Annotated in this window: 21 protein-coding genes; 5 read left to right on the top strand and 16 right to left on the bottom strand. The window is 65.7% G+C overall.

All coding sequences use genetic code 11. The annotated features are described in order from the left end of the window. Nucleotides 1–2: 2 nt before the first annotated feature. From EPN33_12350 to EPN33_12290, 13 genes are all read right to left on the bottom strand, one after another. Nucleotides 3–2300 carry a sensor histidine kinase gene (locus EPN33_12350; protein ID TAN21407.1) on the bottom strand — a complete coding sequence of 766 codons (2298 nt, stop codon included), beginning with the start codon at nt 2298–2300 and terminating at the stop codon, nt 3–5. Further along, nucleotides 2300–2917 (bottom strand): response regulator, encoded by a 618-nt coding sequence (locus EPN33_12345; protein ID TAN21406.1) that lies wholly within the window; start codon nt 2915–2917, stop codon nt 2300–2302. Before EPN33_12345 ends, EPN33_12350 begins: the two co-directional genes overlap by 1 nt. After that, nucleotides 2914–3789: a class IV aminotransferase gene (locus EPN33_12340; GenBank protein ID TAN21405.1), complete on the bottom strand. Its 876-nt coding sequence runs from the start codon at nt 3787–3789 to the stop codon at nt 2914–2916. Before EPN33_12340 ends, EPN33_12345 begins: the two co-directional genes overlap by 4 nt. A 51-nt stretch (nt 3790–3840) precedes the next feature. Next, nucleotides 3841–5106 (bottom strand): ABC transporter ATP-binding protein, encoded by a 1266-nt coding sequence (locus EPN33_12335; GenBank protein ID TAN21404.1) that lies wholly within the window; start codon nt 5104–5106, stop codon nt 3841–3843. 1012 nt (nt 5107–6118) lie between these two features. Beyond that, nucleotides 6119–7345: a hypothetical protein gene (locus EPN33_12330; protein TAN21403.1), complete on the bottom strand. Its 1227-nt coding sequence runs from the start codon at nt 7343–7345 to the stop codon at nt 6119–6121. Between the two features lie 164 nt (nt 7346–7509). Then, nucleotides 7510–7857 (bottom strand): hypothetical protein, encoded by a 348-nt coding sequence (locus EPN33_12325; protein TAN21402.1) that lies wholly within the window; start codon nt 7855–7857, stop codon nt 7510–7512. A gap of 360 nt (nt 7858–8217) precedes the next feature. Further along, complete coding sequence (locus EPN33_12320; protein TAN21401.1) at nt 8218–11457, bottom strand: hypothetical protein; 3240 nt, start codon at nt 11455–11457, stop codon at nt 8218–8220. 1 nt (nt 11458) lies between these two features. Then, nucleotides 11459–12784: a hypothetical protein gene (locus EPN33_12315; GenBank protein TAN21400.1), complete on the bottom strand. Its 1326-nt coding sequence runs from the start codon at nt 12782–12784 to the stop codon at nt 11459–11461. Nucleotides 12785–13352: 568 nt separating this feature from the next. Next, entirely contained in the window at nt 13353–14108 is a 756-nt protein-coding gene (locus tag EPN33_12310; protein TAN21399.1) for an ATP-binding cassette domain-containing protein, read from the bottom strand. Next, complete coding sequence (locus tag EPN33_12305) at nt 14105–14452, bottom strand: hypothetical protein (GenBank protein ID TAN21398.1); 348 nt, start codon at nt 14450–14452, stop codon at nt 14105–14107. Before EPN33_12305 ends, EPN33_12310 begins: the two co-directional genes overlap by 4 nt. Before the next feature lie 3 nt (nt 14453–14455). After that, entirely contained in the window at nt 14456–14950 is a 495-nt protein-coding gene (locus EPN33_12300) for a biotin/lipoyl-binding protein (GenBank protein ID TAN21397.1), read from the bottom strand. Further along, nucleotides 14947–16458, bottom strand: a complete 1512-nt coding sequence (locus EPN33_12295; protein ID TAN21396.1) for an acetyl-CoA carboxylase biotin carboxylase subunit — start codon at nt 16456–16458, stop codon at nt 14947–14949. Before EPN33_12295 ends, EPN33_12300 begins: the two co-directional genes overlap by 4 nt. Beyond that, nucleotides 16458–16811 carry a hypothetical protein gene (locus EPN33_12290; protein TAN21395.1) on the bottom strand — a complete coding sequence of 118 codons (354 nt, stop codon included), beginning with the start codon at nt 16809–16811 and terminating at the stop codon, nt 16458–16460. The genes EPN33_12295 and EPN33_12290 overlap by 1 nt, the downstream gene beginning before the upstream one ends. Before the next feature lie 69 nt (nt 16812–16880). On the opposite strand from EPN33_12290, the gene alr reads away from it, so the two are divergent. Further along, on the top strand, nt 16881–17972 hold the full coding sequence (gene alr, locus EPN33_12285; protein ID TAN21394.1) for an alanine racemase: 1092 nt from the start codon (nt 16881–16883) through the stop codon (nt 17970–17972). 27 nt (nt 17973–17999) lie between these two features. On the opposite strand, the gene EPN33_12280 is transcribed toward alr, so the two are convergent. From EPN33_12280 to EPN33_12270, 3 genes are all read right to left on the bottom strand, one after another. Beyond that, nucleotides 18000–19220 (bottom strand): aspartate aminotransferase family protein, encoded by a 1221-nt coding sequence (locus EPN33_12280; protein TAN21393.1) that lies wholly within the window; start codon nt 19218–19220, stop codon nt 18000–18002. 88 nt (nt 19221–19308) lie between these two features. Then, nucleotides 19309–20295: a D-2-hydroxyacid dehydrogenase gene (locus EPN33_12275; protein ID TAN21392.1), complete on the bottom strand. Its 987-nt coding sequence runs from the start codon at nt 20293–20295 to the stop codon at nt 19309–19311. Between the two features lie 35 nt (nt 20296–20330). Further along, complete coding sequence (locus EPN33_12270) at nt 20331–20780, bottom strand: hypothetical protein (protein ID TAN21391.1); 450 nt, start codon at nt 20778–20780, stop codon at nt 20331–20333. Between the two features lie 60 nt (nt 20781–20840). On the opposite strand from EPN33_12270, the gene EPN33_12265 reads away from it, so the two are divergent. From EPN33_12265 to EPN33_12250, 4 genes are read left to right on the top strand one after another with little or no spacing between them, the layout of a single operon-like run. Then, entirely contained in the window at nt 20841–21317 is a 477-nt protein-coding gene (locus tag EPN33_12265) for a hypothetical protein (protein TAN21390.1), read from the top strand. 57 nt (nt 21318–21374) lie between these two features. Continuing rightward, nucleotides 21375–22289, top strand: coding sequence for a PLP-dependent cysteine synthase family protein (locus EPN33_12260; protein TAN21389.1), 915 nt, complete (start codon nt 21375–21377; stop codon nt 22287–22289). Between the two features lie 8 nt (nt 22290–22297). Further along, the gene (locus EPN33_12255; protein TAN21388.1) at nt 22298–22747 is read left to right on the top strand and encodes a M67 family peptidase; all 450 of its coding nucleotides are present in this window, start codon (nt 22298–22300) and stop codon (nt 22745–22747) included. 6 nt (nt 22748–22753) lie between these two features. Beyond that, entirely contained in the window at nt 22754–23065 is a 312-nt protein-coding gene (locus EPN33_12250; GenBank protein ID TAN21387.1) for a MoaD/ThiS family protein, read from the top strand. The last annotated feature ends 102 nt before the right edge of the window (nt 23066–23167 follow it).

Raw genomic sequence — 23167 nt, 5'->3', positions numbered from 1 at the left:
CTTTAGTGTGCCGGAGCCGCGGTGGTGGCGTCCACTAGCGGGGTCGCGCTTCCGTCGGCGGCAGGCGCGGGCTGACGCGGTAGAAAGACGCGGAACGTCGTCCCCTGACCCGGTTCGCTCGCCACTTCAATGCGGCCCTGGTGCAGCTCCACTACCGAGCGCGCGAAATAGAGGCCCAGGCCGGTGCCGAACTCCCGGCCACTGAGCGGGTTCTGAATGCGGTTGAACTTCAGGAACAGACTGGAAAGCTTGTCGGCGGGAATGCCCACGCCGTTGTCGCTGACCTCCACCACGACCTGGTCGGGCGTCGGACTCCAGGCAAGCCGCACCGTTCCGCCTTCCGGCGTGTACTTGATAGCGTTATCGACGAGATTGGCGAACACCTCGCGCAGCCGCACCGGATCACCCTGCACCAGCCCCGCGCGGCTGTCGCCCGGACTGGCCGCCTCCGTGAGCAGCAAGTTCTGATGGTAGCGCGCGGCGCGCGGTTGAAACTCGCTCGCCAGCGTGCGCAGCAGCGCCGGTAGATCCACCGCCTCGGTGCGCAGCAGCAGGCTGCCCTGTTCCAGACGGCTCACGTTCAGCAGATCGTTCACCAGCGCGATCAGGCGCTCATTCGATTCATAGGCGCGCTGCAAGTAGTGCTTCTGTTCGATGTTCAGCGGCCCCAGCACTTCCTCAATCAGCAGCGCCAGCACGCCTTTCACGCCGCTCATGGGCGTGCGCAACTGGTGGCTGGCGATGCTGATGAACTCATTCTTCATGCGGTCGACTTCCCGCTCCTGGCTGGCGTCGCTGAACACCACAATGCAGCCCTGCACCCCGCCCTGCTCGTCCCGTACCGGCGCGGCGCTGAACGTCACCGGCAGCCGCGTGCCGTCGGCGCGCAGCAGCGTCAGGTCGCGCAGCAGGCGGAAGGTCCGGCCCTGCGCCATGGCGCGGCGCACAGGGTCGGGATGCTGCGGAAGCTGGCCTGGATGCTCTTCGCTGAGCTGGATGACTTCGGTATAGGGACGATGCAGCGCCTGCGCCGCAGTCTCGCCCGTCAGCGCCGCCGCGGCGCGATTGAACTCGATGATGCGGCCTTCGCCATCCACGGCAAACACGCCGTCGCCCATGCTCCCCAGCAGCGCTTCGGTCTTGGCGCGTCCGCTCTCCACCTCGCGGCTGTAGCGCTGGTAATAGCGGAAGGCGGCGCGTAACAGCAGGCCGGTGGCCACGGCCAGCAGAAAGATCACCAGCGCGATCAGCGCCAGCTTGTCGTAAAAGACGCGGTAGATATAAAAGCTGAAGCGCACCGGCCGCACCAGCACCAGCGCCATCTGTTCTTCCGGCAGCGGCGCATAGGTAATGGCGTGGCTCTCGAGCTGAATGGCGCTGACAAATTCGCCGCTGCCGCTGTGACCGGTCAACGCCCTGGCGGTCCCGGGGAGCTGCGCGATAATCGCGGGCGTGAACGGGCCATTCACCGGACCCGAAACAATCTGATGGTCGCGGTCCACGACGTATAAATAGCGGTTGGGGCCGGCGCTGAGGTGGTTCACCCAGTCCCCGACTACCGCCGTGGGCAGAAAGCCCACCAGCACGCCGGTGCTGCCCGCTGCGCCCGGGCGGTGCGCCGGCGGGTTGAAGCTGACCGGCACCGCAAACGCCAGCCGCCGCGGCCAATGCGCCCGGGCCGGCAGCGCCGCCGAGGTTACGGACCGGCCTGCCTGGGCCTGCTGAAACCAGAGGGGCAACACCGCCGCGGTCAGCACCGGAACCAGAGCAGCCGGCGGCGGGGACAGATCCGTGGCCGCAACCGTGAAGTCCGGAACTTGGCTGCTCTCCTCCGGCGCCGCCGCCAGCAGGGCGCCATCGCCGCGGTAGAGCGCAATCGCCATGAATTCCGCGCGCCGGGCGCGCAGGCGCGACAGATTTTGCCGCGCGCTCTGCTGCGCGCGGGCGAGGTCTTGTTCTTGCTTCCGCTGCGTCCGCGCCGAGCGCGACTCCGGCTGCAGGCTCTCCCGCAGCAATTGCTCCAGCGAGCTCTCATCCGCCGCGCCCGCCAGCGCTTCCCGCTCCCCGCCAAAGTTGGCTTTGAGCAGCGATACCGAGAACTGGGCCACCTGCTGGTCGGCGCCCGACTGCGCCGCTTTGGTGTTGCGGATGCTGGTGGCCACAATGTAGTAGGTCAGCAGCAGAATCGGAACGAAGGTGAGGATGACGAAAATGGCGGTGGAACGGATGACCGAGGCGGTCAGCCAGCGCAACAGCGCCTCGGCTTGATTCGAGATCGCCTTGCGCAGCGCCGACCACATCAGTTCGGGCTCTCTACCGGCGCGCGCAGGTTCTCCAGGCAGGCCGGACAGCGCAGGCGCACCCGGAAGTTGCGCGACCAGGGATCGGAGAAATCACCATCCAACTGCAATTCCATCCGCCCGCCGCACTGGCGGCAGCGGTAATCCCGCTCATAGCCTAGCAGCGACGCCAGCGCCCCAGCATCCCCCTGCGCCGGATCCACGCTCAGCCGGAAGCTGGCAATCGGCCGCCGGCCGGGATTCGATTCCAGCAGTTGCCGCACCCGCGCCACCACGTCGGCGGGCGCGACTTCCGATTTCACCAGATAGTCCGTCGCGCCCAGCCGCGCCGCCTGATGCTTGTCCATGTGCTGGCTGAGGTTGGTGAACAGCACCACCGGCGTGGACAGGAAGCGGCGGTCGGCGCGCAGCGACTTCAGCACCTCCAGGCCGCTGATGTCGGGCAGCATCACATCCAGCAGGATCAACTGCGGCGCCGCCTGGCGCACGCTCTGCAGTGCCTCGCGCCCGCTCGCCGCTTGACGCACCGCATAGCCTTCATGCTCCAGCCGCCGGGCATAGGTATCCCGGATCAGGTCTTCGTCTTCCACGATCAGGATGGGCCGCCCCGCGCTCATACCTGTTTTGCCGCGAGCTCCTTGTGCGATGCCACGTAACCCCCCACCAGTTCCTTGAAGATAGCTTGGGCGCGCGCGGTCAGCGGCCCGCGCGGAATGTCCCGGGCTTCAATCCGCTCCACCGCCTGCACCTCGCGCGTGCTCGAGGTGATGAAAATCTCCTCGGCCGTGTACAAATCGGCCTCGGTCAGCGCCGCTTCCTCAATTTTCAGTCCGTGCTTGGGCGCGGCCGCCAGCAACAGCTTGCGGCTGATGCCCGGCAACGCGCCCGAGCTCAGCGGCGGCGTGCGCAGCCGCCCGTTGCGCGCCACAAAAATGTTCGCCGAAGTGCATTCGGCCACTTCCCCGCGCGGATTCAGCAGCAGCACGTCGTCGTAGCCGCGCGCATGCGCCTGCTCCACCTGCACCAGGTTATGCGACCAGGTCAGCGTCTTGGTGCCCGCCAGCGGCGCTTCCGGGTCGCGCCCATGTGGCTGCAACAGCAGCTTTGCCGCCTCGCCCCAGCTCCGCAGCGCCCGCGTAAACACCAGCACGTCGGTCGCGCGCTCATGCGGGCAGTCCAGCAATCCGCCGCCGTTGCGGATGAAGTACACCCGCGCTACCGCCTCCTGCGCGTCATTCCGGGCGATGACGGCCGCCAGCGCGCGCTGCATCTCCTCTTCCAGCCCACTCATATCCATCAGCAGCTTGGCCCCATCGGTCGCCAGTCGCTGCCAGTGATCTTCCAGAGCAAACGGCACGCCCTGGTAAATCCGCAGCGTACTGAACAGCCCCCAGCCGCTCAGCAGCCCCGTCTGCAGCGGCGAGACCCGCAGCTCCGCAGTGGGAACCAGCTGGCCGTTGTGCCAGGCAAAAGCATGAATTGAGTTCACAACCTAATCATAAGCGCCCCGCGCCGCCAGGGTCGAGCCACTCTCATGCCTTCAGCTTCCCGCGGGCTCGCCGGCACAGGCGGAGCCCTCACTCCCTTGCCGCAGCCAGTCAAGTTCGGGAACCGCAGGCGGCCCAGTCAGCTCCCAGAACCGCTGCTCCAGCGCCGGGTGCCCTCCGCCCCCGTCGGCCGTGCCGCTGGCGAGCGCGCTCAGGCTGCCGGTCTCGACCAGCCGCCCGGCTTTCAGGATCGCGTAATGTGTCGCCACCCGCTCCACCAGCCGCAGATCATGACTGGCGAGCAGCACCGTTCCCCCGCCCGCTGCAAACCGCCGGATGATTTCGGCCAAAATCGCGCTCGCCGTAATATCCAGTGCCTCGAACGGCTCATCCAGCAGCAGCACCTCCGGAGTGCCCACGAGCGCGCATGCAACCCGGATTTTCTGCTTCATCCCGGAAGAATAAGTCGGCAACAGGCCGTTCTCCGCCCCACCAAGATCGAATAGCTTCAGCAGCGCCTCCGCCCGCCGCGCCGCCTCCCGGCCCGGCAGCCCCAGCAGACGTCCCACCAGGATCACTGACTCCGTCCCCGTCAAATAGTCGAATTCCTCGAGCGAGCCGGATACCAGCCCCACGCGCGGGTCGCCGAGCCCCGGCCGCACCTCACGCCCCAGCACCCGTAGCGTTCCCGCGCTCGGCTCCAGCAAGCCCGCAAGCATAAATATAGTCGTCGTCTTGCCGGCGCCATTCGGGCCCACGAGGCCCAGCACTGTACCCGTCTCGACCGCGAACGACAGCGCTTCAACCGCAAAGCGCCCCCAATCGCCGTAGCGCTTGCTCGCCTCCCGCAACTCGATCGCCGCGCTCACGACAGCACCGCTCCCATCCGCGCCAGCACCCGCGCCGGCCAGGTAGTCGCAAGCTGACTCTTTAAACGCCGGACCACCGCCTCCCGGATCAGCAGGCAGACCCCGGCAAGCGCTGCCGGCCAGATCCACGCCGCGGCGCCGGGCCAGGTGCGCAGAAATGCAAGCAGGAAGCCTACCGTCCAGATCATGGTGCCCAGCAGAATCCAATTCCCTCCGGTCGCATTCATTCCGGAGCGGAAATCCGAGCGCTCTACCGGCTCCGGGTAGGCGCACGACAGCAACAACCCCGCCGCGCCTTGCGAGGAAATAGTGCTCACCGCGAACGCGACTGTCGCCACGATCCCCGTCCAGCCCCCGGGCCGCTGGGCCACCGAAAGAGCCAGCGTCGGCGCAAGGACGACAATTTCGATCCAATCCAGCACCCGCCCGCGCTGCAAAAGCACTTGCCATGGCGCCACCGCGGCCGACGCATGGCGCCAGGTTCCGGCGCCGTCAATGCCAAGCAGATTCCCGCGCACTAGCGAAAGGAAAAGCAGCGCAAAGCCGCAGAAGGCAATCGGCATCCCCGGCTGCATTGTACCGGGCGCGAGCAGGGCGAATATCGGGAGCCAAAGCGCGCCGAAGGCTAACGCGAAGTCGATGTTGGCATGCCGCAACCAGCCAATCAGCGCCGCGCGGCGGAGGGCCGCAGCCGGACCCGCGCCTGCACCCAACGCTCCGGTGCGAATCACTTCCCGCTGCCGCCCTGCCAGTCCTTGCAGCAGGACGCGTCGCGTGAGCCAGCCGTCCGCAGCACAAACCGCCAAAAGCAATCCGAGCAGTTCCGCCACGCCGCCCGCACGCTGTCCCACCCAATGCAGCGGCACCAGGCCTCCTGCCAGCCAGTTCCAGGTTGCCAGCCCAAGGGCAATGGCGAGCCCGGCCATGCGCTCAACGACGGCTCCGCCCGGTCGGAGTAGCACCAGCGCCAAATGCGTCACGCGCAGCGTAGCAAAGAACAATAGCGAAAGCGCCGCCACCAGCAGCAGCGCCCCACCTGCAGAAGGCCGCAACGCAAGCACCGCGGCGACCAAAGTGACCACAAACCCGCCGGCGACCACAGCGGTGAGCGGCGCCAGCGCAACCGCGGCCGTATAACCAGCCCAGAACCCAGGCCGGATGGCCCACGGGCGCAGCGGCACGTGCCACCCGAAGTCCACACGCAGGATTGCCGCCGACGCCAGCCACGCGCCCCACAACCCCAGCCCCAACTCGCCCATGCGTCCATCGAACGCCGCCGGGCTGAGGTTCGCGTGCAAGCGAGCAATCAGCGAAACTCCCAGCGTGATCCCGGCTGCCAACCCCACCAGAAGCGGCAGCGCACCCCCGCGAGCCTGAGTCCTGCGCCACCGCCCGCCCAGCAGCGCGCCTACTAAGAACCAAAAGGAGGCCAGCGCGCTCGCGGACCGCCGCTCGGCTCCGCTCATTTGAGGCACGCAAAAGCGACATAGCCGCCGAGGTACCAACCGGCGGCGAAGGCGATTGGGTTCCCTGTCATACCCCAGACCTTCAGGCCGATAGACACGACTGTTCCGGTGAGGCACCAGTTCCAGCGGCCGTCGGGATCGAAACCAGACGCCGGGTCGCCATCCACGTATGCATAGGGGTTCCAGGTCTGCGGCTCGAGCGGGTCGACGCCACCGAGCGGCAAGCCAAAGCCGGGCAGGGTCGCCAGGCTGGCGACGGGCGATTCGGGTTCGAGGTCGCCGGGCGCGCCCGCGGCGGTTATGCCCAGATCAAAGCCGTTGGGCGATGGCGCCGGCGGGCCGTTCACGCCTGCCGGGTCGGGCGTGGCCCAGCGGGCTTCCAGCGCGGCGTACTTGCGGTACTGGAACTGGCTCAGGTTCGATTCGCTGTCCAGCTCGTGGCCGGTAAACAGAATCGGCGTCGCCGTCTGCGTGCAGCCCGTCGGCATGCCGAACGGACCATACGTCAGAAAGCTCCCATTCGGGTACGTCGCGTTCTGCCCACACGTGGCCACGTTATTGCCGTTTTCGTCGGTCACGGCGCGCGTCGTCCCGACCTGGTCGGTATGGAAGTAGTACACCGTGCCCACCCCGGATCCAACCACCGCGGCGATCCGCTCGGCCTCAGGCGATGCCGGCGCTGCGGCCACGCGGTTGCCCGCTTTCGGCGGGTTCGACCAGATGTAGTCTGTCCAGACGCCGTTCGTCAGGCTCGCAACCATGTTGCCCAGCGCATCGCGCGCGTAGACGGTTGTCACCGAGTCCGCCGTCTTTTCCACCCGCCGCAGTAGACCGTCGTAGACGTAGCTGCCGCTGGCGCCTTCGGTGTAGAAGTTCACCAACTGGCTGTTGCCGTCCCAGGTGTAGTTCGACCCGGCGCTGTCGGTCAGCAAATTGCCGCTTGGGTCGTAGCTGTAGCCGACGATCTGATTGTTGCTGTTGAAGCTCAGCCCGCTCAGCATCGCGCAGCCCGTGCCGCTCGACAAACCCAGGTTGCCGTACTGATCGATTGCAAATTGACAGCTCGTGCCTCCTCCCGTCGACCAGCTCAGCAAACGGTTGAGCTGATCGTAGTTCATGGTGTAATCCTGGCTCGCGTTGCCGAGTGCATCCGTCAGGGAAACCACGTTGCCGTTATCGGCCGTCTGCACCCCCGCCTTCGTATACCCAATCGACAGGTCCATCCTCCAGGTGCACTGCTGCGATGATTGGGCTCATCCCGCAAGCGCCGGGCCCCCCCGCCCCTCCCGCACCATCCGTCCCGCCCGCTGCCGGCGGCTCGCCGGGACCCGCCGCGCAGACGCCCCTGGACCAACTAAAAAGCCGATTGATCCGGTGATCACGCATTTTAAGCCTTGATAAGGCTGAGAACGTAGGCTCCGGTGATAGAGATAGCTGACGTCGTGATAGCCAGTAGGAGGAAGGCGCCCTCCAGCCCGATCGAGGTCGCAATAACCTGTGGATCTGGATCGTAGCCAGCAGATGCGACGTGAGTTATGTAGAGCCATATCGCGTATACCTGGATGGCGATGAACAGCAGCAAGAACACTGGGCCGAACGGTACACCAAACCCCCGAACCAGCTCTATATCAAATATGCTCGTGCAGGCCAACATCAGTACCAGCCCAAGGAGCGCAAACGTTCGCCGAACGTGCGTGGAGGCCAGCGCGGCGGTGGAACTCTTAGCGTCAGGCATTGTCTGTTCAGTGTCCTCCTGGTACACGGCCTATGGCCTCACCGACCGCTAACCCGACAGCCCCAACATAAAACGCCGCTGCTGCCATTAGCCTCATGAGAGATCGCTGCCCCTGGGAACTAGCCGTGCTGCCCATCCGACGCAGGCTGGAACGGAAGCTCGACAGATAAAAGGCAAATACCGCCGCAGGCGCACCCACCGCGACCGCTATCGTCCACATCACGGGGCCAGCAAATGCGGAAGCCACGGACCAAGCCATAAAAGCGCAACCCACGACCATGAAACCAAGCATGACCCAAATAACCTGGATCTCGCGCCGGGGGTCAAATTGAGTCTCCATTTTGCCTCTCTCCGAGCGGATCACATCACAAAGTGGCATGCCAGGGCGTGGGCGCCGAGGGACCACCCAATAGCGCCGAGGAACGGGTCCGCCGTGGCCAGGCCGGCAAGCCCAAAGCCTAGGGCGCCAACGCTCATTGCTACGCAGCCCCACCATCGTCCCGACGGGTCGACGAAAACTACGGGCGTATTGCCGACATACGCATACGGGTTCCATGTCTGCGGTTCAAGCGGGTCGACGCCACCGAGCGGGAGGCCGAAGCCAGGCAGGGTCGCCAAGCTCGCGACGGGCGATTCGGGTTCGAGATCGCCGGGTGCGCCCGCGGCAGCCGGGCCGAGGTCAAAGCCGTTGGGCGAGGGCGCAGGCGGGCCGTTCACCCCGGCCGGGTCGGGCGTGGCCCAGCGGGCTTCCAGCGCCGCGTACTTGCGGTACTGGAACTGGCTCAGGTTCGATTCGCTGTCCAGCTCGTGCCCGGTGAACAGAATCGGCGTCGCCGTCTGCGTGCAGCCCGTCGGCATGCCGAACGGGCCATAGGTCAGAAAGCTCCCGTTCGGGTACGTCGCGTTCTGCCCGCACGTGGCTACGTTGTTGCCGTTCTCGTCGGTTACGGCGCGCGTGGTCCCGACCTGGTCGGTGTGGAAATAGTACACCGTGCCCACCCCCGAGCCGACCACCGCCGCTATCCGCTCCGCATCCGGCGACGCCGGCGCCGCGGCCATCCGGTTGCCCGCCCCGGGCGGGTTCGCCCAGACGTAGTCCGTCCAGACGCCGTTCGTCAGGCTCGCCACCACGTTGCCCAGCGCGTCCCGCGCGTAGACGGTCGTGACCGAGTCCGCCGCCTTTTCCACCCGCCGCAGCAGGCCGTCGTACACGTAGCTGCCGCTTGCGCCCCCGGTGTAGAAGTTCACCAACTGGCTGTTGCCGTCCCAGGCGTAGTTCGACCCGGCGTTATCCGTCAACAAATCCCCGCTCGCGTCGTACGTGTAGCCCACGATCTGATTGTTGCCGTTGAAGCTCAGCCCGCTCAGCATCGCGCAGCCGCTGCCGCTCGACAAACCCAGGTTGCCGTACTGATCAATCGCAAATTGACAGCTCGTACCTCCTCCCATCGACCAGCTCAGCAATCGGTTGAGATGGTCGTAATTCATGGTGTAGTTCTGGCTCGCGTTGCCGAGCGCATCCGTCAGGGAAACCACGTTGCCGTTATCGGCCGTCTGCACCCCCGCCTCCGTATATCCAATCGAGAGGTTCATTCTCCAGGTATTATCGCTCGGATCGCTGGGGTTTTTGACCGAGATCTGAACCGGTTGCAGGCGGCTGTTGTAGTCCACGTACCCTACCAGCCCGTTGCCAAACTCCTCTTCGCTCAGCCCGCCCGCCGGCGAGTAGGTCCGATAGTGCAGGAAATCGTACTTCGCCGTCTGGTCCGACAAAAACTTCGCCCGCCCTTCGTAATCCGTGGTGGCGTCAATCTCGCGCCCATCGGGCAGCTCCTCCCACTCGGCGTCGCCCAGATAGTCGTAACGCAGGCTGGTGTGATACGTTTGGCTGCTCACGACGGTGTCATAGGTCTGCAATCGGCCCATGGCATCGTACTGGTCCATGCCAATTGAAGTTGAACCGCTGATGACCCGCGTCATGCGGCCAGTGGCGTAATCGGTCGCAGCACCGGTGGAGTCGATGTCGTAGTCGATCTCGACCGCTGGCGTTGCCGCGGTCTTGCCGCTCACCGTGTAGCTGCGCGCGCGCAAACGATTGAGCGCGTCATACGTGTAGTTCTCGATGGTGCCGTTGGCGTCCTGCTGCTTGATTAAGTTGCCGTCGTTGTCGTAGGTATAGTCCACTGTTCCACCTTCCGGGTTGATCGCGTCCACCAGCCGGTTGAGATTGTCATAATCGAACGTGCGCGTCTCGCTGCCCTGGGTCACAGCCTTCAAGTCATCGAGCGAACCGTAGCCATAGTAGGTGGCGTAGCCGTCGCCGCTGGCGTCAGTGAACTCCTTCACTTCGGCCAGACGCCCGAGTGCATCATAGAACTCCTCGCGCGCCCGTCCGGCGGCGTCGGTGACCGTCCGGTTGGGACCGGAGTAAGCTATGGTCATCGTACCTCCATCGGAGTGTAGGATCTGCGTCGGGCGCCCCAGGCCATCAAACGCGGTCGTGTCGCCTGGCTCGGTGGAGTTGCTGGTGGCCTTGGTCGAGCCGATGCCGCTCGAAAAATAGGGATAGGAAACATACAGTGGCATCTGCTCGCCGTCGAACGCCGTGTCGGTCGTGTCCCAATTGGTCCCGTTGTACGTCAGCTTGCGGTCGGCACTGCCCAGGCCACCCCAGTGCGCAAATGCGTCGGTCCAGGCGGAGTTTATCGCCAGCTTTTTGGTCTCGACCGAGTTGGCCGTATAGGCGTAGGTGATCTTGCCGCCATCCGGATTGTTCTGCCCGGTGAGCCGGTCGAGCGGATCGCTGTAGGTGAAGCTGGTCGTGGTCGCGTTCTGCACGTCCGTGCGCGAGGTCTCAAGACCCGTCGTGTTGTCGTAGGCCATGGTGAACGAGTGCTGGACGGTCTTGCCCGCGGTCGTGGTGTTCGGCAGCGTGATCTGGGTAAGGTAGGCTGCCTGATCGCTCGAACTATAGGCAAAGCTCGTGGTATTGCCGTTGCCGTCGGCGTGGGTGAGCCGATTTCCGGCATCGTCATACGTAAACGATTCGCTGATGTTGCCGGTGTAGTTAACCTTGGTCAACGTGGTCAGGTTGCAGCGCGCGGTGATGCCCCGGCCGGCCCCGTAGGCCGGATCGCGCCCATCGGTGGCGCCGCTCGCCACCAGCGGCGACTGGTCGTAGGCGTACTCGGTCTCCGCCGTCACCGTCCGCGAGCTGCCCTCGATCTCAACCACCGTCGGCCGGTCCACGATGTGCACGCCGGGCGCGCAACCGTAGGTATGCAGCGTCACCCGGGTGAGCGCGCCCGGCGCGCCCGAGCCGTAGTCGTACTCGTCCCTTTCCGTTTGCTGTTCGTTCGCATCGTAAAAGTAGGTCTGCTCGCTCACCTTGCCATCATCTTCGGTAATTTCCTTCGACGCCATCTCGCGCGGGTTGTTCCACGTTTCCGCCGTTGTCCGCAGCGTCGCCCCGTTCCAGTCTTTGGCCGTAATCGTTGCCTCCACCGGCATTTGCAGCGTCGAAACGGTCGCGTCGTTTGGCTGCAAGGGCACCGTGTAGCCGGAGTAGGCGTAAACGGTGGCGACGCTTGCGCCCCGCACTTCATCCTGATTGGTGACCGTTACTGCTCCACGCCGCCCCGCTCGATGGCCAGGTGGTCGCGTAGGCAAAGCTCTGGTCCAGAACCTCACTTGACCCGTCGAGGCTGACGTAGCGCGCCGTGATCGCCGGCTCGCCGTAGCGGTCCAGGCAGGTTCCGCTGGTCGAGGCGAACTGCCCGCCTTCGGCGGCCGCGTTCATCCCCCAGACGTAGCGCACGTAGCCGCCCGTTGGGAACGTCACCCGGTCGAGCAGCCCATAGGTCGCATCGTACTGGAAGGTGAAGCTCTCGCCGTCCGGCAGCTCAATCGAGGTCACCACGGGCTGCGAACCCGAAACCGTTCCCGGCACTGTACACGTTCCTGACTCGGACGTGCTGTCTACGCTGTAGCTCGACGCCGCCGTGCCCCAGTCTACCGTATAGGCCGCGCTCTCGCCCGCAATCTGCACGCTGTCGCCCGCGCTTGCCCCAAACCCCGAGGTCGCCACCGCCGCCCGGCCCACCGTGTCGGTCGCGGTCACCTTGCCACTGCCGCTGTCCGTGAGGGTGATCTCGTTGCCGTTGCGGTCTTCAATGACGTCGGGCAGCTCGGCCGTGAAGCCGTTCGCCAGCGCCTGCCTGCCGGGGTCGTTGAAGATGTAGCGGGTGCCGTCGGCATCGGTGACCGTTACCGGCTGCAGGCTGAAGCTGCCGCTGGGCTCGCTCGTCGTCGCCAGAATCGCACCCTCCCCGCCCGTCGTCACCCCGCCCGGCGCCGGCTGCACCTGGGAGCACGAGTTCGCGGGCGCGCCCGGCGCCGGACCAAAAATCGACAACCCCATCGCGTGCCGCCCGCCCTCGCTGTCGCGGAACATATAATCGGTCGCGTAGTCGCACACATAGCTGCCGTTCACCTCCTGCCGCGTCACCTCCGTCAGCTCCGGCAGCGAATAGGTCCAGCCGCCCTGCTCGAGGTAGGATGCGTCCGTATTCCAGCTCGGGTTGCCCGGCGCGTTGTTTTCCAGATGGTGTACGCCCGCGAAGTCGTACACGAAGCAGAACGGGATCGAAAGCTGCCGTCCTTTGGGCGGCGTGGTGCAAATGCGCCAACTCACCGATCCCGTCGCCGGGTTCACGAACTCGCTCACGCCGCCGCCGAACACCTGCACCGCATCGTCGCCCTGCGGCAGCCGCGCGCTGATGTAGCTATGGCCGTGCTCGGGTAACGGCGTCGCCGTCGAAGCCGTGAGATTGGGGATTTGCGCGTACGCCAAGCCAGCGCCGAACAGCGATAGGGCGATGGCAATTAACCTGCTGGCGGGGGCGAGGAGCGGGATTCTCAACTGCATGGCAGCGTCCGGAAATGAGCCGAATAGCTACCAGCCTCAACTCACGCCGTGATGCAGTCAATCCCCGTTCATGTGGGGTCACGCCGTCCCATTTCAGGGCTCACGCATTCTCCCTTCCGGCCAACCAAATGATCCCTTTGCCCATCTAATTACTCATAACCGTCCTTAGCTTGACCGGGCAGCTCCGCCGGCCCTGCCCTGCGTAGCGCGAGCGCGAAGCAGGGATACCGTGGGTGCGCACCGCCGATCCAACACTCGAACCATGTCCGTCAGCCTTGTCTCACCACTCGCGACTCGCCACCCGCCACGGCGCCCCGTACGCGCCTGTTCCATTTCCTGTTCCGCGTGTGCCACTCCAGACATTCAAGATCCCCAGCAAATACGCTGCTTTGCGTTGCAAAGTGGTACAGTTAGCGTAAAAAAAGGGAACAGCGGACGAGACCAAAAGCGCACATGTGGCGGCAGCTTGGAGGAGCCCCGAGCGCCAGCGGGCGGACTCTGCCGGGAATCGAAGCCCGCACTCCGAGCGACCAACGGGAGCGACCGGGGCAAAAAGTGGCGAGCCACCTCAGCCCGCCTTGAGCGCCCACTCGTCCTGCCGCAGGAATTCGCGGACGACCGGATCGGCGGTGGCATCCATCTCCGCCACGGTGCCGAAAAAGCGGACTTCGCCCTCGTGCAACAGCACCAGGCGATCGGCCAGGCGCCGGGCCAGGCGGGTGTCGTGCGTAACAACTATGCTCGTCAACTTGACCTGTTGTTTCACGCGCACGATCAGGGCGGCGATCTTCTGCACCATGATCGGGTCCACCATGGTCGTGGGCTCATCGTAGAGGATGGCCTGGGGTTTGGCGGCCAGCGCCCGCGCGATGGCCACGGCGCGCTTCATCCCGGTCGACAGGCTCGCCGGGTAGTCTTCCCGCTCGGCGCGCAGCTCGACCATGTCCAGCAGGCCGTCCACCACCTGCGCGATCTCTTCTTCGTCGTGCATGCCCCGCTCGCGCAGTGGAAAGGCGACGTTTTCGGCCACCGTGAGCGAATCGAACAAAGCGCCGGACTGGAACACCAGCGTTACCTTCTTGTGCATGGCATTCCGTTCGGCCTCGGTCATATCCGGAACCGACTGCCCGTCCACCAGTATCCGGCCGCTATCGGGCGTGAGAAAGCCCATGATCAGCTTCAGCATGACCGACTTGCCGACGCCACTACGCCCGAGAATGCAGACGGTTTCGCCGCGGCACACCTCGAAGCTCACGTCCCGCAAGACCGTATTCGAGCCAAAGCTTTTGTAGACGTTGCAGAACTCGAAGTAGCAGTCGCTCATGCTTGTTGCCGCCAGCCGCGATATTGCTCGAGCGTGTCCGCCTCAGCCGTCCACTGGCGCTGGACTTCTTCCGGCGCCGCCGGATCGACCAGATCGTGAAACAGCGCCTCCGCAGCGGTATCGTCGTCGGCCAGCACCGTAAACACGCCCTCCCAATCGATGCGGCAAACCACCGTACTGGTTCCGTTATCCATCCTTCGGCGCACCAGCAGGTACGGTTCCTCGCCGCCTCCGATCTCGGCGGTTCCCAGGTGGACCAAACTCCAGTCCCCAAGCGGCACGCGAAAATCGGATTGCCGGCAGAGGCCGGTGATCGCGAAGACTTGTCCGTCGGCAGCCCGCATTCGTTACTCGACCTCGGCGAGAACTTGCCCGGTAGCGACCGTTTCCCCCGAGGTTACCGCAAGAACCACCAGCGTACCGCTCTTGGGCGAGCGCACCTCGTTCTGCATCTTCATTGCCTCCAGCACCAGCAATTCCTGGCCGCTCTCCACATGGACTCCAGCTTCGACCATCACCCGCACGACTTTGCCCGCCATCGGCGCCGTCAGGCGAGCGCGGCCGGATTGTTCGAAATGGTGGCGTGCCAGCGCCTGACGCGGATCGCGCACCGCGGCCGCCGCGCCACGGCCGGCGCCCGAAATCCAGATCGCGCCCTCGGCGCCGCGCGCCCAGGCGAACGTGTAGCTGCGGCCCGCGAGCAGCAGCGAAAGCGTGGCCGCATTCGGCTGCGCGATTTCGACCGCCAATTCCTCGCCGTCAGCGCTCACGCGCCAGCCGCCATTGCGCCGGGCGATTTCCAGCCTCCGCGATTGCCCGGCAATTTCGATCTCGAACGTCATGGCCGGCCTCCGCCGAGCACGGCGAGACGCGCGGCGCGCTGCCAGTTGCTCGGTCCGTCGATCTGCCGGTCCGTCGGCCGGTCGCCCAGGCTCAGCGTGGCGGCAACGGCGGCAGAGGCGCTGGCCGCCTCGAACCAGGCATCAGCATCGGGAGCGGGCAAGGCGGGCTTGGCCTGCAGGCGTGCGACGAAGCCGGTGTCGGTGCGGCCCGCCTCAAAGTCCGCATCGGCGAACACGCGCCGGAAAAATTCGAGGTTGTTCCGCAGGCCGGCAAGCTGATATTCGCGTAGCGCGCGGCGCATCCGCGCCAGCGCCTGCGGGCGATCTTCGCCCCAGACAATCAGCTTCGACAGCAGCGGATCGTATTCGAGCGGCACCGTCCAGCCCTCGTACACGCCCGTGTCCTCGCGCACGCCCGGACCCGAGGGCGGCCGCAGTCGCAGGATCGTGCCCGGGCTGGGCATGAAGTTTTGCTCCGGGTCTTCGGCGTAGATGCGGCACTCGATGGCGTGGCCACGGCGCACGATGTCGTCCTGACCGAACGAAAGCGGCTCGCCCGCGGCGATGCGGATCTGCCAGGTGGCCAGGTCGAGGCCCGTGCACCATTCTGTGACCGGATGTTCAACCTGCAGCCGCGTATTGACCTCGAGAAAATAGAAGCCCTCGTGCTCATCCACCAGAAACTCGACCGTGCCCGCGTTGGTGTAGCCGGCGGCGTTGGCAATGGCGCAGGCGCAGGCGCCCATGGCCCGGCGGGTCTTCTCGCTCAGGTGCGGCGAGGGGCTCTCCTCGATGATTTTCTGATGGCGGCGCTGGATACTGCACTCGCGCTCGCCCAGCCAAAGCATGGCGCCGTGCTCATCGCCCAGAATCTGGATTTCGATGTGGCGCGGCGCCAACACGGCACGTTCCAAAAAGACGGCGGCATCGCCAAACGCGGCGCCCGCTTCCGCGCCGGCCAGCGCGTAGGCCGACGGCAAGTCTTCGGCCCGGGTCACCAGACGCATGCCCTTGCCGCCGCCGCCCGCGGCGGCTTTCAGCATCACCGGGAAGCCGATTTGCGCCGCCACGCGCTGTGCCTCTGCGACCGACGTGACCGCATCCACGGTGCCCGGCAAAATCGGGATGTTGTGATCCTTGGCCAGCTTGCGCGCCGCCGTCTTGCTGCCCAGCGCCGCCATCGCCTCGGGCGCCGGGCCAATGAATTTCAGTCCGGCATCACGGCACGCGGCCGCAAATTCAGCATTCTCGGACAGGAAGCCATAGCCGGGGTGAATCGCTTCGGCCCCGCAGCGGCGGGCGGCATCGAGTACGCGCTCGACGTTGAGGTAGCTCTCATGCGCTGGCGCTTCCCCCAGCCGGTAGGCTTCATCGGCCTCGAGCACGTGCAGCCCGCAGCGGTCGACATCGGAATACACGGCAGCGCTGGTGATGCCCAGGTCACGGCAGGCCCGGATCAGGCGGACAGCGATCTCACCCCGGTTGGCGATGAGAACTTTTCGGAACATCAATTCCCCAACGCGGGGAGCCAGTTCAGGCTGGCGGCCAGCTTCAGGACATCATCCACGCTGATATCGTTCCAGTGATTGCGCTCGGCGCCCACGCCGCTCTCGATCGCCTGCTTCAGGTAGCAGCCGCCCAAATCCACCGCCATCCGGTCGCTGAGCGGCACGCCCGTGCGGCGCTTGAATTCGACCCAGGCGGGGTGGGGCAGGCCCAGCCAGACGCCTTCGCCGTTGACCAGAAACTTGAGATCGACGGTGTCGGAGTGGCGCGTGGCAATGCCCACCATCAGGCACTGAAACTCGCAGTGCACGCTCTCGTGGGTCAGCGGATCGGTAGCAGTAAAGTCCTCGTACATAGCGGCAAGCTATCACCATACCATGCCGGCAGCTCTGGTAAAGTGAAGGAAGCTCTCCGCGTTCCACGCATGAAATCGCGTAATTGGGTGGAAATCTCCCGCGGCGCCCTGCGCCGCAACCTCGCCTACGTCCGCCAGCTCTTGCCGCCCGCAACCGCCATCTGCGCGGTGGTGAAGGCCGACGCCTACGGCCACGGCGCGGTCGCTTGCGCCGAGGTGTTTGCCGCCGCAGGCGTGGAATGGCTGGCGGTCACCTCGGTCGAGGAAGGCGTCAAGCTCCGCCACGCCGGCTTGCAGCCGCGCATTCTGGTGCTCGGAGGCTTTGAAGCCGAGGACGCGGCCGATCTGTTGCAGCATCACCTGACGCCGGCCGTTTGGGACGCCGCTCAGGTCCGCTGGCTGGGTGCCGCGATGAATGGCCACCGCGCAGGCATTCATCTGAAGCTGGAGACGGGCATGGGGAGGCTCGGAGTCACCGCAGCGCAGGAAGCCGAAGTCGCTGCCGCCTTGCACGCTGCGCCGGGCGTGCAGGTCGAGGCCGTCTTTTCGCATCTCGCCAGCGCCGATTCGCCTGACGGCCATCCGAGCGAGCAGCAGCACGAGCGCTTGCTGGCCGAGGCGGCCGCGCACCACTTCACCGCTACCTCGCCCGCCTGGCACCTGCTCAATAGCGAGGCCGCGCTGCGGTTTCCACAGTGGGGCGGCGCGATGGCGCGCGTGGGCCTGGCGCTGTACGGTTACAGTGCACAGCCGGAGCACGCTCAGCGCCTGCAGCCGGCGCTGACCTGGAAGACGCGCGTGGTGGGGGTAAAGGAATTGCCCGCAGGCCACGGCATCGGCTACGGCGCCCGCTTTCATACGCCACACACCATGCGCGTGGCCACGCTCGCTGCGGGCTACGCCGATGGCTACCGCCGCGAGTTTTTCCCCGGCGCCCAGGTCGCTCTGGGCGGCGCGCCTGCGCCCGTGGTCGGCGCGGTGAGCATGGATCTGACCACGGTCGATGCCTCGGCGGCGCCGCAGCTCGCCCTCGGTGATACGGCCACGCTGCTGGGCGCCGGCGCTCCCGATGCGGCCGGGCTGGCGCAACTGGCGCATACCATCCCCTACGAAATCCTGTGCGGCATTTCCGCCCGCGTCGAGCGGATCTACGTCGATTGAATCTTTCGACCGCGGGCGAACACCTAACTATGCCTTTTTCGCTGCGCGAAGCGCCTTGCCGACGATGCGCAGGGCTTTGTCGACGTGCTGCTCTTCGAGAATGTAGGGCGGCAGCATGCGGATGGTGTAGGTGTGGGTGACGTTGGCGAGCAGGCCCTGCTCGACCATGCTGTCAAACACCGGCTTGGCGGGACGGTCGAACTCCATGCCCAGCATCAGGCCTTTGCCGCGCACTTCCTTCACAAATTTGTGCTTCTTCGCCAGAACTTCCAGGCCCTGCTTCAGACGCTCACCCATGGCGCGGATGTGGGCGTACATCTCTTCGCGATCGAGAATATCGAGCACCTCGATGCCCAGGCGGCATGCAAGCGGCCCACCGCCGAATGTCGTTCCGTGGCTGTGGGAAGTCAGCGCCGTCGCCGCCGCGCCGCGCGCCATGCAGGCGCCCAGCGGATAGCCGCTGGCAATGGGCTTGGCGGTGATCAGGATATCCGGAACGAGATCGGTCCACTGGTGCGCGAAGAGCTTGCCGGTGCGGCCCATGCCGCACTGGATCTCATCAAAGATCAGGCTGGCCTGATGCTGTCGCGCCAGATCGGCCGCGGCGCGCAGGAAGGAGGTCTCCAGCACGTGGATGCCGCCTTCGCCCTGCACCGGTTCAAGAATGATGGCGCAGGTATTGGCGTTTACGGCCGCCGTGAGCGCGGCCACATCGTTGGCAGGCACGAAGTGCACTTTCGGGAGCAGCGGCCCGAAGGGGGTGCGATATTCGGTCTGGCCAGTCACGGAAAGCGCGCCCATGGTGCGGCCGTGGAAAGAGTGATCGACGGCGACCAGCTCATACTTGTCCGGCGAAATTTTCTGCGCCACCGCGCGCGCCACCTTGAGCGCGCATTCAGCGGCTTCGGCGCCGCTTACGGTGAAAAACGCCCGCTCCATGCGGCTGGCTTTGGTCAGCTTCTCCGCCAGCGGCCCCTGGTAGGCGTTGTAATACATGTTCGAGCTGTGAATCAGCAGCTTGCTCTGTTCCTTGATCACCGCCAGCAGGCGCGGATGCGCGTAGCCCAGGGCGTTCACGCCGATGCCGGTAATGAAGTCGAGATACTTCTTGCCGGTGCTGTCGTACACGAACACGCCCTTGCCGCGCTCCAGCAGCAGCGGCACGCGGGTGTAGGTGGAAAACAGATATTGGGCTTCAAGATCCTGAATGCGCTTCAGGGCCGTGGTGGTGGAAGGCGCAGTGTCCATGGGAGTGAGTTTACAGTTTACAGCTTACAGTTTACAGTTGCGCGCCGCGCCTGCGGGAGAGATTGGCGGGCGTAGCCGCCACGGGAACTCAGTAGCCGCGGGCCTTGTCGACCAATGGTGACAGCGGCTGGCCGGTGAGGAAATTGCGCAGATGGCGCGCCACCAGCGCGGCCTGCAGATCCCAGGTGTCGGGCACCGCAGCCGCTACGTGGGGCGAAATCAGCAGGCGCGGGCAATGCCAAAGCGGGGAGTCCGGCGGCAGCGGTTCGCGGCCAAACACGTCGAGCGCGGCGCCGGCGAGGCGGCCGGTCTGCAGCGCCGCCAGCAGGGCGCCTTCGTCGAGTGCCGTCCCGCGGCCGAGATTGAGCAAGAATGCGTGCGGCGGCAGCAGCGCCAACTGCGGCGCCGCCACGCGCGCGGCGGTGGCCTCGGTTGCGGGCAGCGCCAGCACCAGATAATCCGCTCGCGGCAGTAATTCCTCCAGTTGCTGATCGCCATAGACCACGGCACAACCGGCAACCGGCAACTCGGGATGGTGGCGCACGCCCAGCACTTTCATGCCTAGCGCGGCCAGCCGCGGCGCCAACTCGCGGCCGATGTTGCCCAGTCCGGCGATCACGGCGGTGGCGCCGGCAACGCGCCGCATGCGGCCCAGCCAGCGTTCCGGCTGCCAGCGCGCCGCGGCCTGATCCTGCATGGCCTCCGGCAGCCGCCGCGCCAGCGCCAGCAGCAGCGCCACCCCATGCTCGGCCACCATGGCGGCATGAACACTCGCGCCGTTGGTCACCGCGATGGGACTGGCGATCAGCTCAGGGCTAAGGAGTTGATGCACTGCCGACGAGGGGCAGTGAATCCAGCGCAGGCGCTTGGCGCCGCGCCACAAGCGCGGATCGAGCCGCCAGGCGATGACCGCATCCGCGTCGGCGAACAGTTCCGCCTCGGCCGCCGCGGTTGTATCGGTGAGCGGATCTTCGACAGCGCGCGGGTAGGTACAAAACGCGACCTGCGGAAATTCCTGCTGCAACTGCGCTGTGGCCGTCGCCGGCCAGTGCCAGATGCCACGCACGCTGTGCATGGCAATGACGATTTTGGCCGTCGGCGCGCTCACGCTCAGGCCTGGAGAACGGCCGCGGCGTCTTCTTCCCAGGGCTTGGGCTGACGGCCCTCGTCGCGATACCAGATGCGGTCGTAGAGATAGCGGTCGCTCACCGACCCCAGGCTCTCGTTGTAAAGCGAGGGGATGCCGCAGGCGAGGCGCAGCTCATCTTCGAAGTGCGCCAGCGCGCTCATCGTTTCCGGCAGCGCCGGAATTTCGGCATCGGCGGTCTTGAAGAACTTCTGATAGCCACGGTCTACCAGCCGGGCGAGCTCCCCGCGCACCACCAGGCCGGGGCGGACGGCGATTTCGACCGCACGCTGCTGCTCGCCGAGAATGGCGGCGCAGCCGTTCTTCCGCGCCAGCACCTTGCCATCACGCAGGGAACTCAACTGAAAATCCATGGCGGCCAGCTTTTCCTGCGCGGCCGCCAGGGTGGGCGGGGTATTTTTCACTCGCGTCATGGAGTCTCATTATAAGCCCGCAGCAACAGCCCGGCGGCCGCGTTACGGTAGCCTTGAGAGATGAATCCCTACGACGTATATCTGGGCGACGCTGATCCGATGGCGGTACTGGCGGCAACGCCGGAAAAATTGCGCGCCCTGGCGCGCACCCTGCAGCCACGTCTGGACGACAGCCCCGCCGCGGGCAAGTGGACCCCGCGGGAAATTTTGGCTCACCTCGCCGATGAGGAAATCGTGTTCGGCTTCCGCTATCGCCAGGCGGTTTCCGAAGATCACCATGTGATCCAGCCCATGGATCAAAACCGCTGGGCGCAATCCTACTCGATCTATAGCGGCGACCAGGCGGTGGCACTGTTTGCGGCGGTGCGCGCGTGGAACCTCCTATTTCTGCGCTCCCTCAGCGCCGAACAGTGGGCAAAGCCGCTGACCCATCCCGAGCGCGGTACCATGCCATTCCGGGTTTATGTCGAAACCGGCGCCGGGCACGATCTGAACCACCTCAGCCAGCTCGAGGCCGCTGAGCGCGCGCTGGCTTAGAGGCGAGTGCGACCGGGGTCACGCTGCGCCGCCGAGGCCGGTTGCTAGACTTGGGGCATGGCCGTGGGGCAGGGCATCGTCGAGCGCATTGGCAACACGCCGCTGCTTGGGTTCGCGCGGATCGGCGCCGAAGCGCCCGCGGTCGAGATTGTGGCCAAGGCGGAGTGGGCCAACCCAGGCGGCAGTGTGAAAGATCGCGCCGCCTGGCGCATTATGCAGGCGGCGGAGCAGGCGGGCGAACTGCGCGCCGGGCGCACCTTGCTCGATGCCACCAGCGGCAACACCGGCATCGCCTACGCCATGCTGGGCGCGGCGCGCGGCCATCGTGTGCGGCTGTGCCTGCCGGAAAACGCCAGCCCCGAGCGCAAGCGCATTCTCGCCGCCTACGGGGCCGAACTGCAACTGACCGATCCGGGCGAGGGATCCGACGGCGCCATCCGCGCCGCCCGCGCGCTGATTGCAGCCGAGCCGGAACGCTATTACTACGCCGATCAGTATGCGAATCCCAACAACTGGCAGGCGCACTACTACGGTACGGCCGAAGAAATCTGGAAGCAGACGCAGGGACGCGTGACCCACTTCGTCGCGACGCTCGGCACCAGCGGTACCTTCATGGGCACGGCGCGCCGGCTGAAGGAGTTGCAACGCGACATCCGTTGCATCTCGCTGCAGCCCGATTCGCCCTTTCATGGCCTCGAAGGCTTGAAGCACATGGCCACCGCGATTGTGCCGCCCATTTATGATCCCGCGCTTGCCGATGAGGACCGCGCGGTGAGCACCGAAGCTGCCTACGCGATGGTGCGGCGGCTGGCGCGCGAGGAGGGCCTGCTCGTCGGCATCAGCAGCGGCGCGGCGCTGGTGGGCGCCCTGGCGGTAGCGCGCACCGCCGCGCCGGGCGCGCTCATCGTGACGATTTTCCCCGACGCCGGCGACAAATATCTCAGCGACCGCTTCTGGGAAGCCAAGGGGTAATCTGGATTATGGCTCTAGTCATCCCGCAAGCGCAGCTCGACGCGGTTTTGCGCCACGGCGAGCAAACCTATCCGGACGAATGCTGCGGCCTGCTGCTCGGCCGCATGGAAGCGGGTGGGCGGCGATGTATCACGGCCATCCGTCCCATGCGCAACGCCAACACGGCTTCCCCGCGCAATCGCTTCGACTTCGACCCGCGCGAGCATCTGGAGGCACAGCGCCTGGCCCGCAGCCGCGACCTCGAGATCGTCGGTTTTTATCACTCCCACCCCGACCATCCGGCGCGGCCGTCGCAGTACGACCTCGACCATGCCGCCTGGCCGGGCTACTCCTACCTCATCGTCGCCATTCACCAGGGCAAGCGCATTCCGATGGATGGCGCGAATTCCTTCGAATTGGCGGAGGACCGAAGCCAATTCTTACCTGAACGCATCGAATCAACCCAGGAGGTGTCGTAACCAACCATGTCTGTTTCCATTCACATCCCCACCGCCTTGCGGCCCTACGCGGACCGGCAAGCCACGGTGGAGGCCGAGGGCGGAGATGTGGCCGAGCTGCTCCAGCATCTCGTCCAGTCGCACCCGCAACTCCGGCCGCATCTGTTCACCGCGGACGGCCAGCTCCGCAGCTTTGTCAACGTCTACGTCAACGACGAAGATATCCGCTATACTGGGAGTGAGCGCACTCCTGTGAAACCCTCCGACACGCTCTCGATCATCCCCTCCATCGCCGGCGGCTGTTGCGCCGGGCGATGTTGCGGCTCGCACCGCCTTTAGGCGGGGCTGCGCCCCACGGCCTTTCTGTGGCCGGCCTCCCCGATTCGCCCCCGTATAGAATTTTGACTGAACCTCCGGCCTGGCAGGCCGGTGGAGGTATTT

It is taken from the genome of Acidobacteriota bacterium (assembly GCA_004299485.1).
Lineage (GTDB): Bacteria > Acidobacteriota > Terriglobia > Terriglobales > SCQP01 > SCQP01.
The sequence above is the reverse complement of the archived record's forward strand: the minus strand, read 5'-3'. Positions and strand labels throughout refer to the sequence as shown.

What these genes read in the sequence shown, in the direction of transcription:
- EPN33_12350 (TAN21407.1), bottom strand. Translation starts at nt 2,300, where the DNA reads ATGTGGTCGGCGCTGCGCAAGGCGATCTCGAATCAAGCCGAGGCGCTG.
- EPN33_12345 (TAN21406.1), bottom strand. Translation starts at nt 2,917, where the DNA reads ATGAGCGCGGGGCGGCCCATCCTGATCGTGGAAGACGAAGACCTGATC.
- EPN33_12335 (TAN21404.1), bottom strand. Translation starts at nt 5,106, where the DNA reads ATGGCAAGTGCTTTTGCAGCGCGGGCGGGTGCTGGATTGGATCGAAAT.
- EPN33_12330 (TAN21403.1), bottom strand. Translation starts at nt 7,345, where the DNA reads ATGGACCTGTCGATTGGGTATACGAAGGCGGGGGTGCAGACGGCCGAT.
- EPN33_12325 (TAN21402.1), bottom strand. Translation starts at nt 7,857, where the DNA reads ATGCCTGACGCTAAGAGTTCCACCGCCGCGCTGGCCTCCACGCACGTT.
- EPN33_12315 (TAN21400.1), bottom strand. Translation starts at nt 12,784, where the DNA reads ATGCAGTTGAGAATCCCGCTCCTCGCCCCCGCCAGCAGGTTAATTGCC.
- EPN33_12310 (TAN21399.1), bottom strand. Translation starts at nt 14,108, where the DNA reads ATGAGCGACTGCTACTTCGAGTTCTGCAACGTCTACAAAAGCTTTGGC.
- EPN33_12305 (TAN21398.1), bottom strand. Translation starts at nt 14,452, where the DNA reads ATGCGGGCTGCCGACGGACAAGTCTTCGCGATCACCGGCCTCTGCCGG.
- EPN33_12300 (TAN21397.1), bottom strand. Translation starts at nt 14,950, where the DNA reads ATGACGTTCGAGATCGAAATTGCCGGGCAATCGCGGAGGCTGGAAATC.
- EPN33_12295 (TAN21396.1), bottom strand. Translation starts at nt 16,458, where the DNA reads ATGTTCCGAAAAGTTCTCATCGCCAACCGGGGTGAGATCGCTGTCCGC.
- EPN33_12290 (TAN21395.1), bottom strand. Translation starts at nt 16,811, where the DNA reads ATGTACGAGGACTTTACTGCTACCGATCCGCTGACCCACGAGAGCGTG.
- alr (TAN21394.1), top strand. Translation starts at nt 16,881, where the DNA reads ATGAAATCGCGTAATTGGGTGGAAATCTCCCGCGGCGCCCTGCGCCGC.
- EPN33_12280 (TAN21393.1), bottom strand. Translation starts at nt 19,220, where the DNA reads ATGGACACTGCGCCTTCCACCACCACGGCCCTGAAGCGCATTCAGGAT.
- EPN33_12275 (TAN21392.1), bottom strand. Translation starts at nt 20,295, where the DNA reads ATGCACAGCGTGCGTGGCATCTGGCACTGGCCGGCGACGGCCACAGCG.
- EPN33_12270 (TAN21391.1), bottom strand. Translation starts at nt 20,780, where the DNA reads ATGACGCGAGTGAAAAATACCCCGCCCACCCTGGCGGCCGCGCAGGAA.
- EPN33_12265 (TAN21390.1), top strand. Translation starts at nt 20,841, where the DNA reads ATGAATCCCTACGACGTATATCTGGGCGACGCTGATCCGATGGCGGTA.
- EPN33_12260 (TAN21389.1), top strand. Translation starts at nt 21,375, where the DNA reads ATGGCCGTGGGGCAGGGCATCGTCGAGCGCATTGGCAACACGCCGCTG.
- EPN33_12255 (TAN21388.1), top strand. Translation starts at nt 22,298, where the DNA reads ATGGCTCTAGTCATCCCGCAAGCGCAGCTCGACGCGGTTTTGCGCCAC.
- EPN33_12250 (TAN21387.1), top strand. Translation starts at nt 22,754, where the DNA reads ATGTCTGTTTCCATTCACATCCCCACCGCCTTGCGGCCCTACGCGGAC.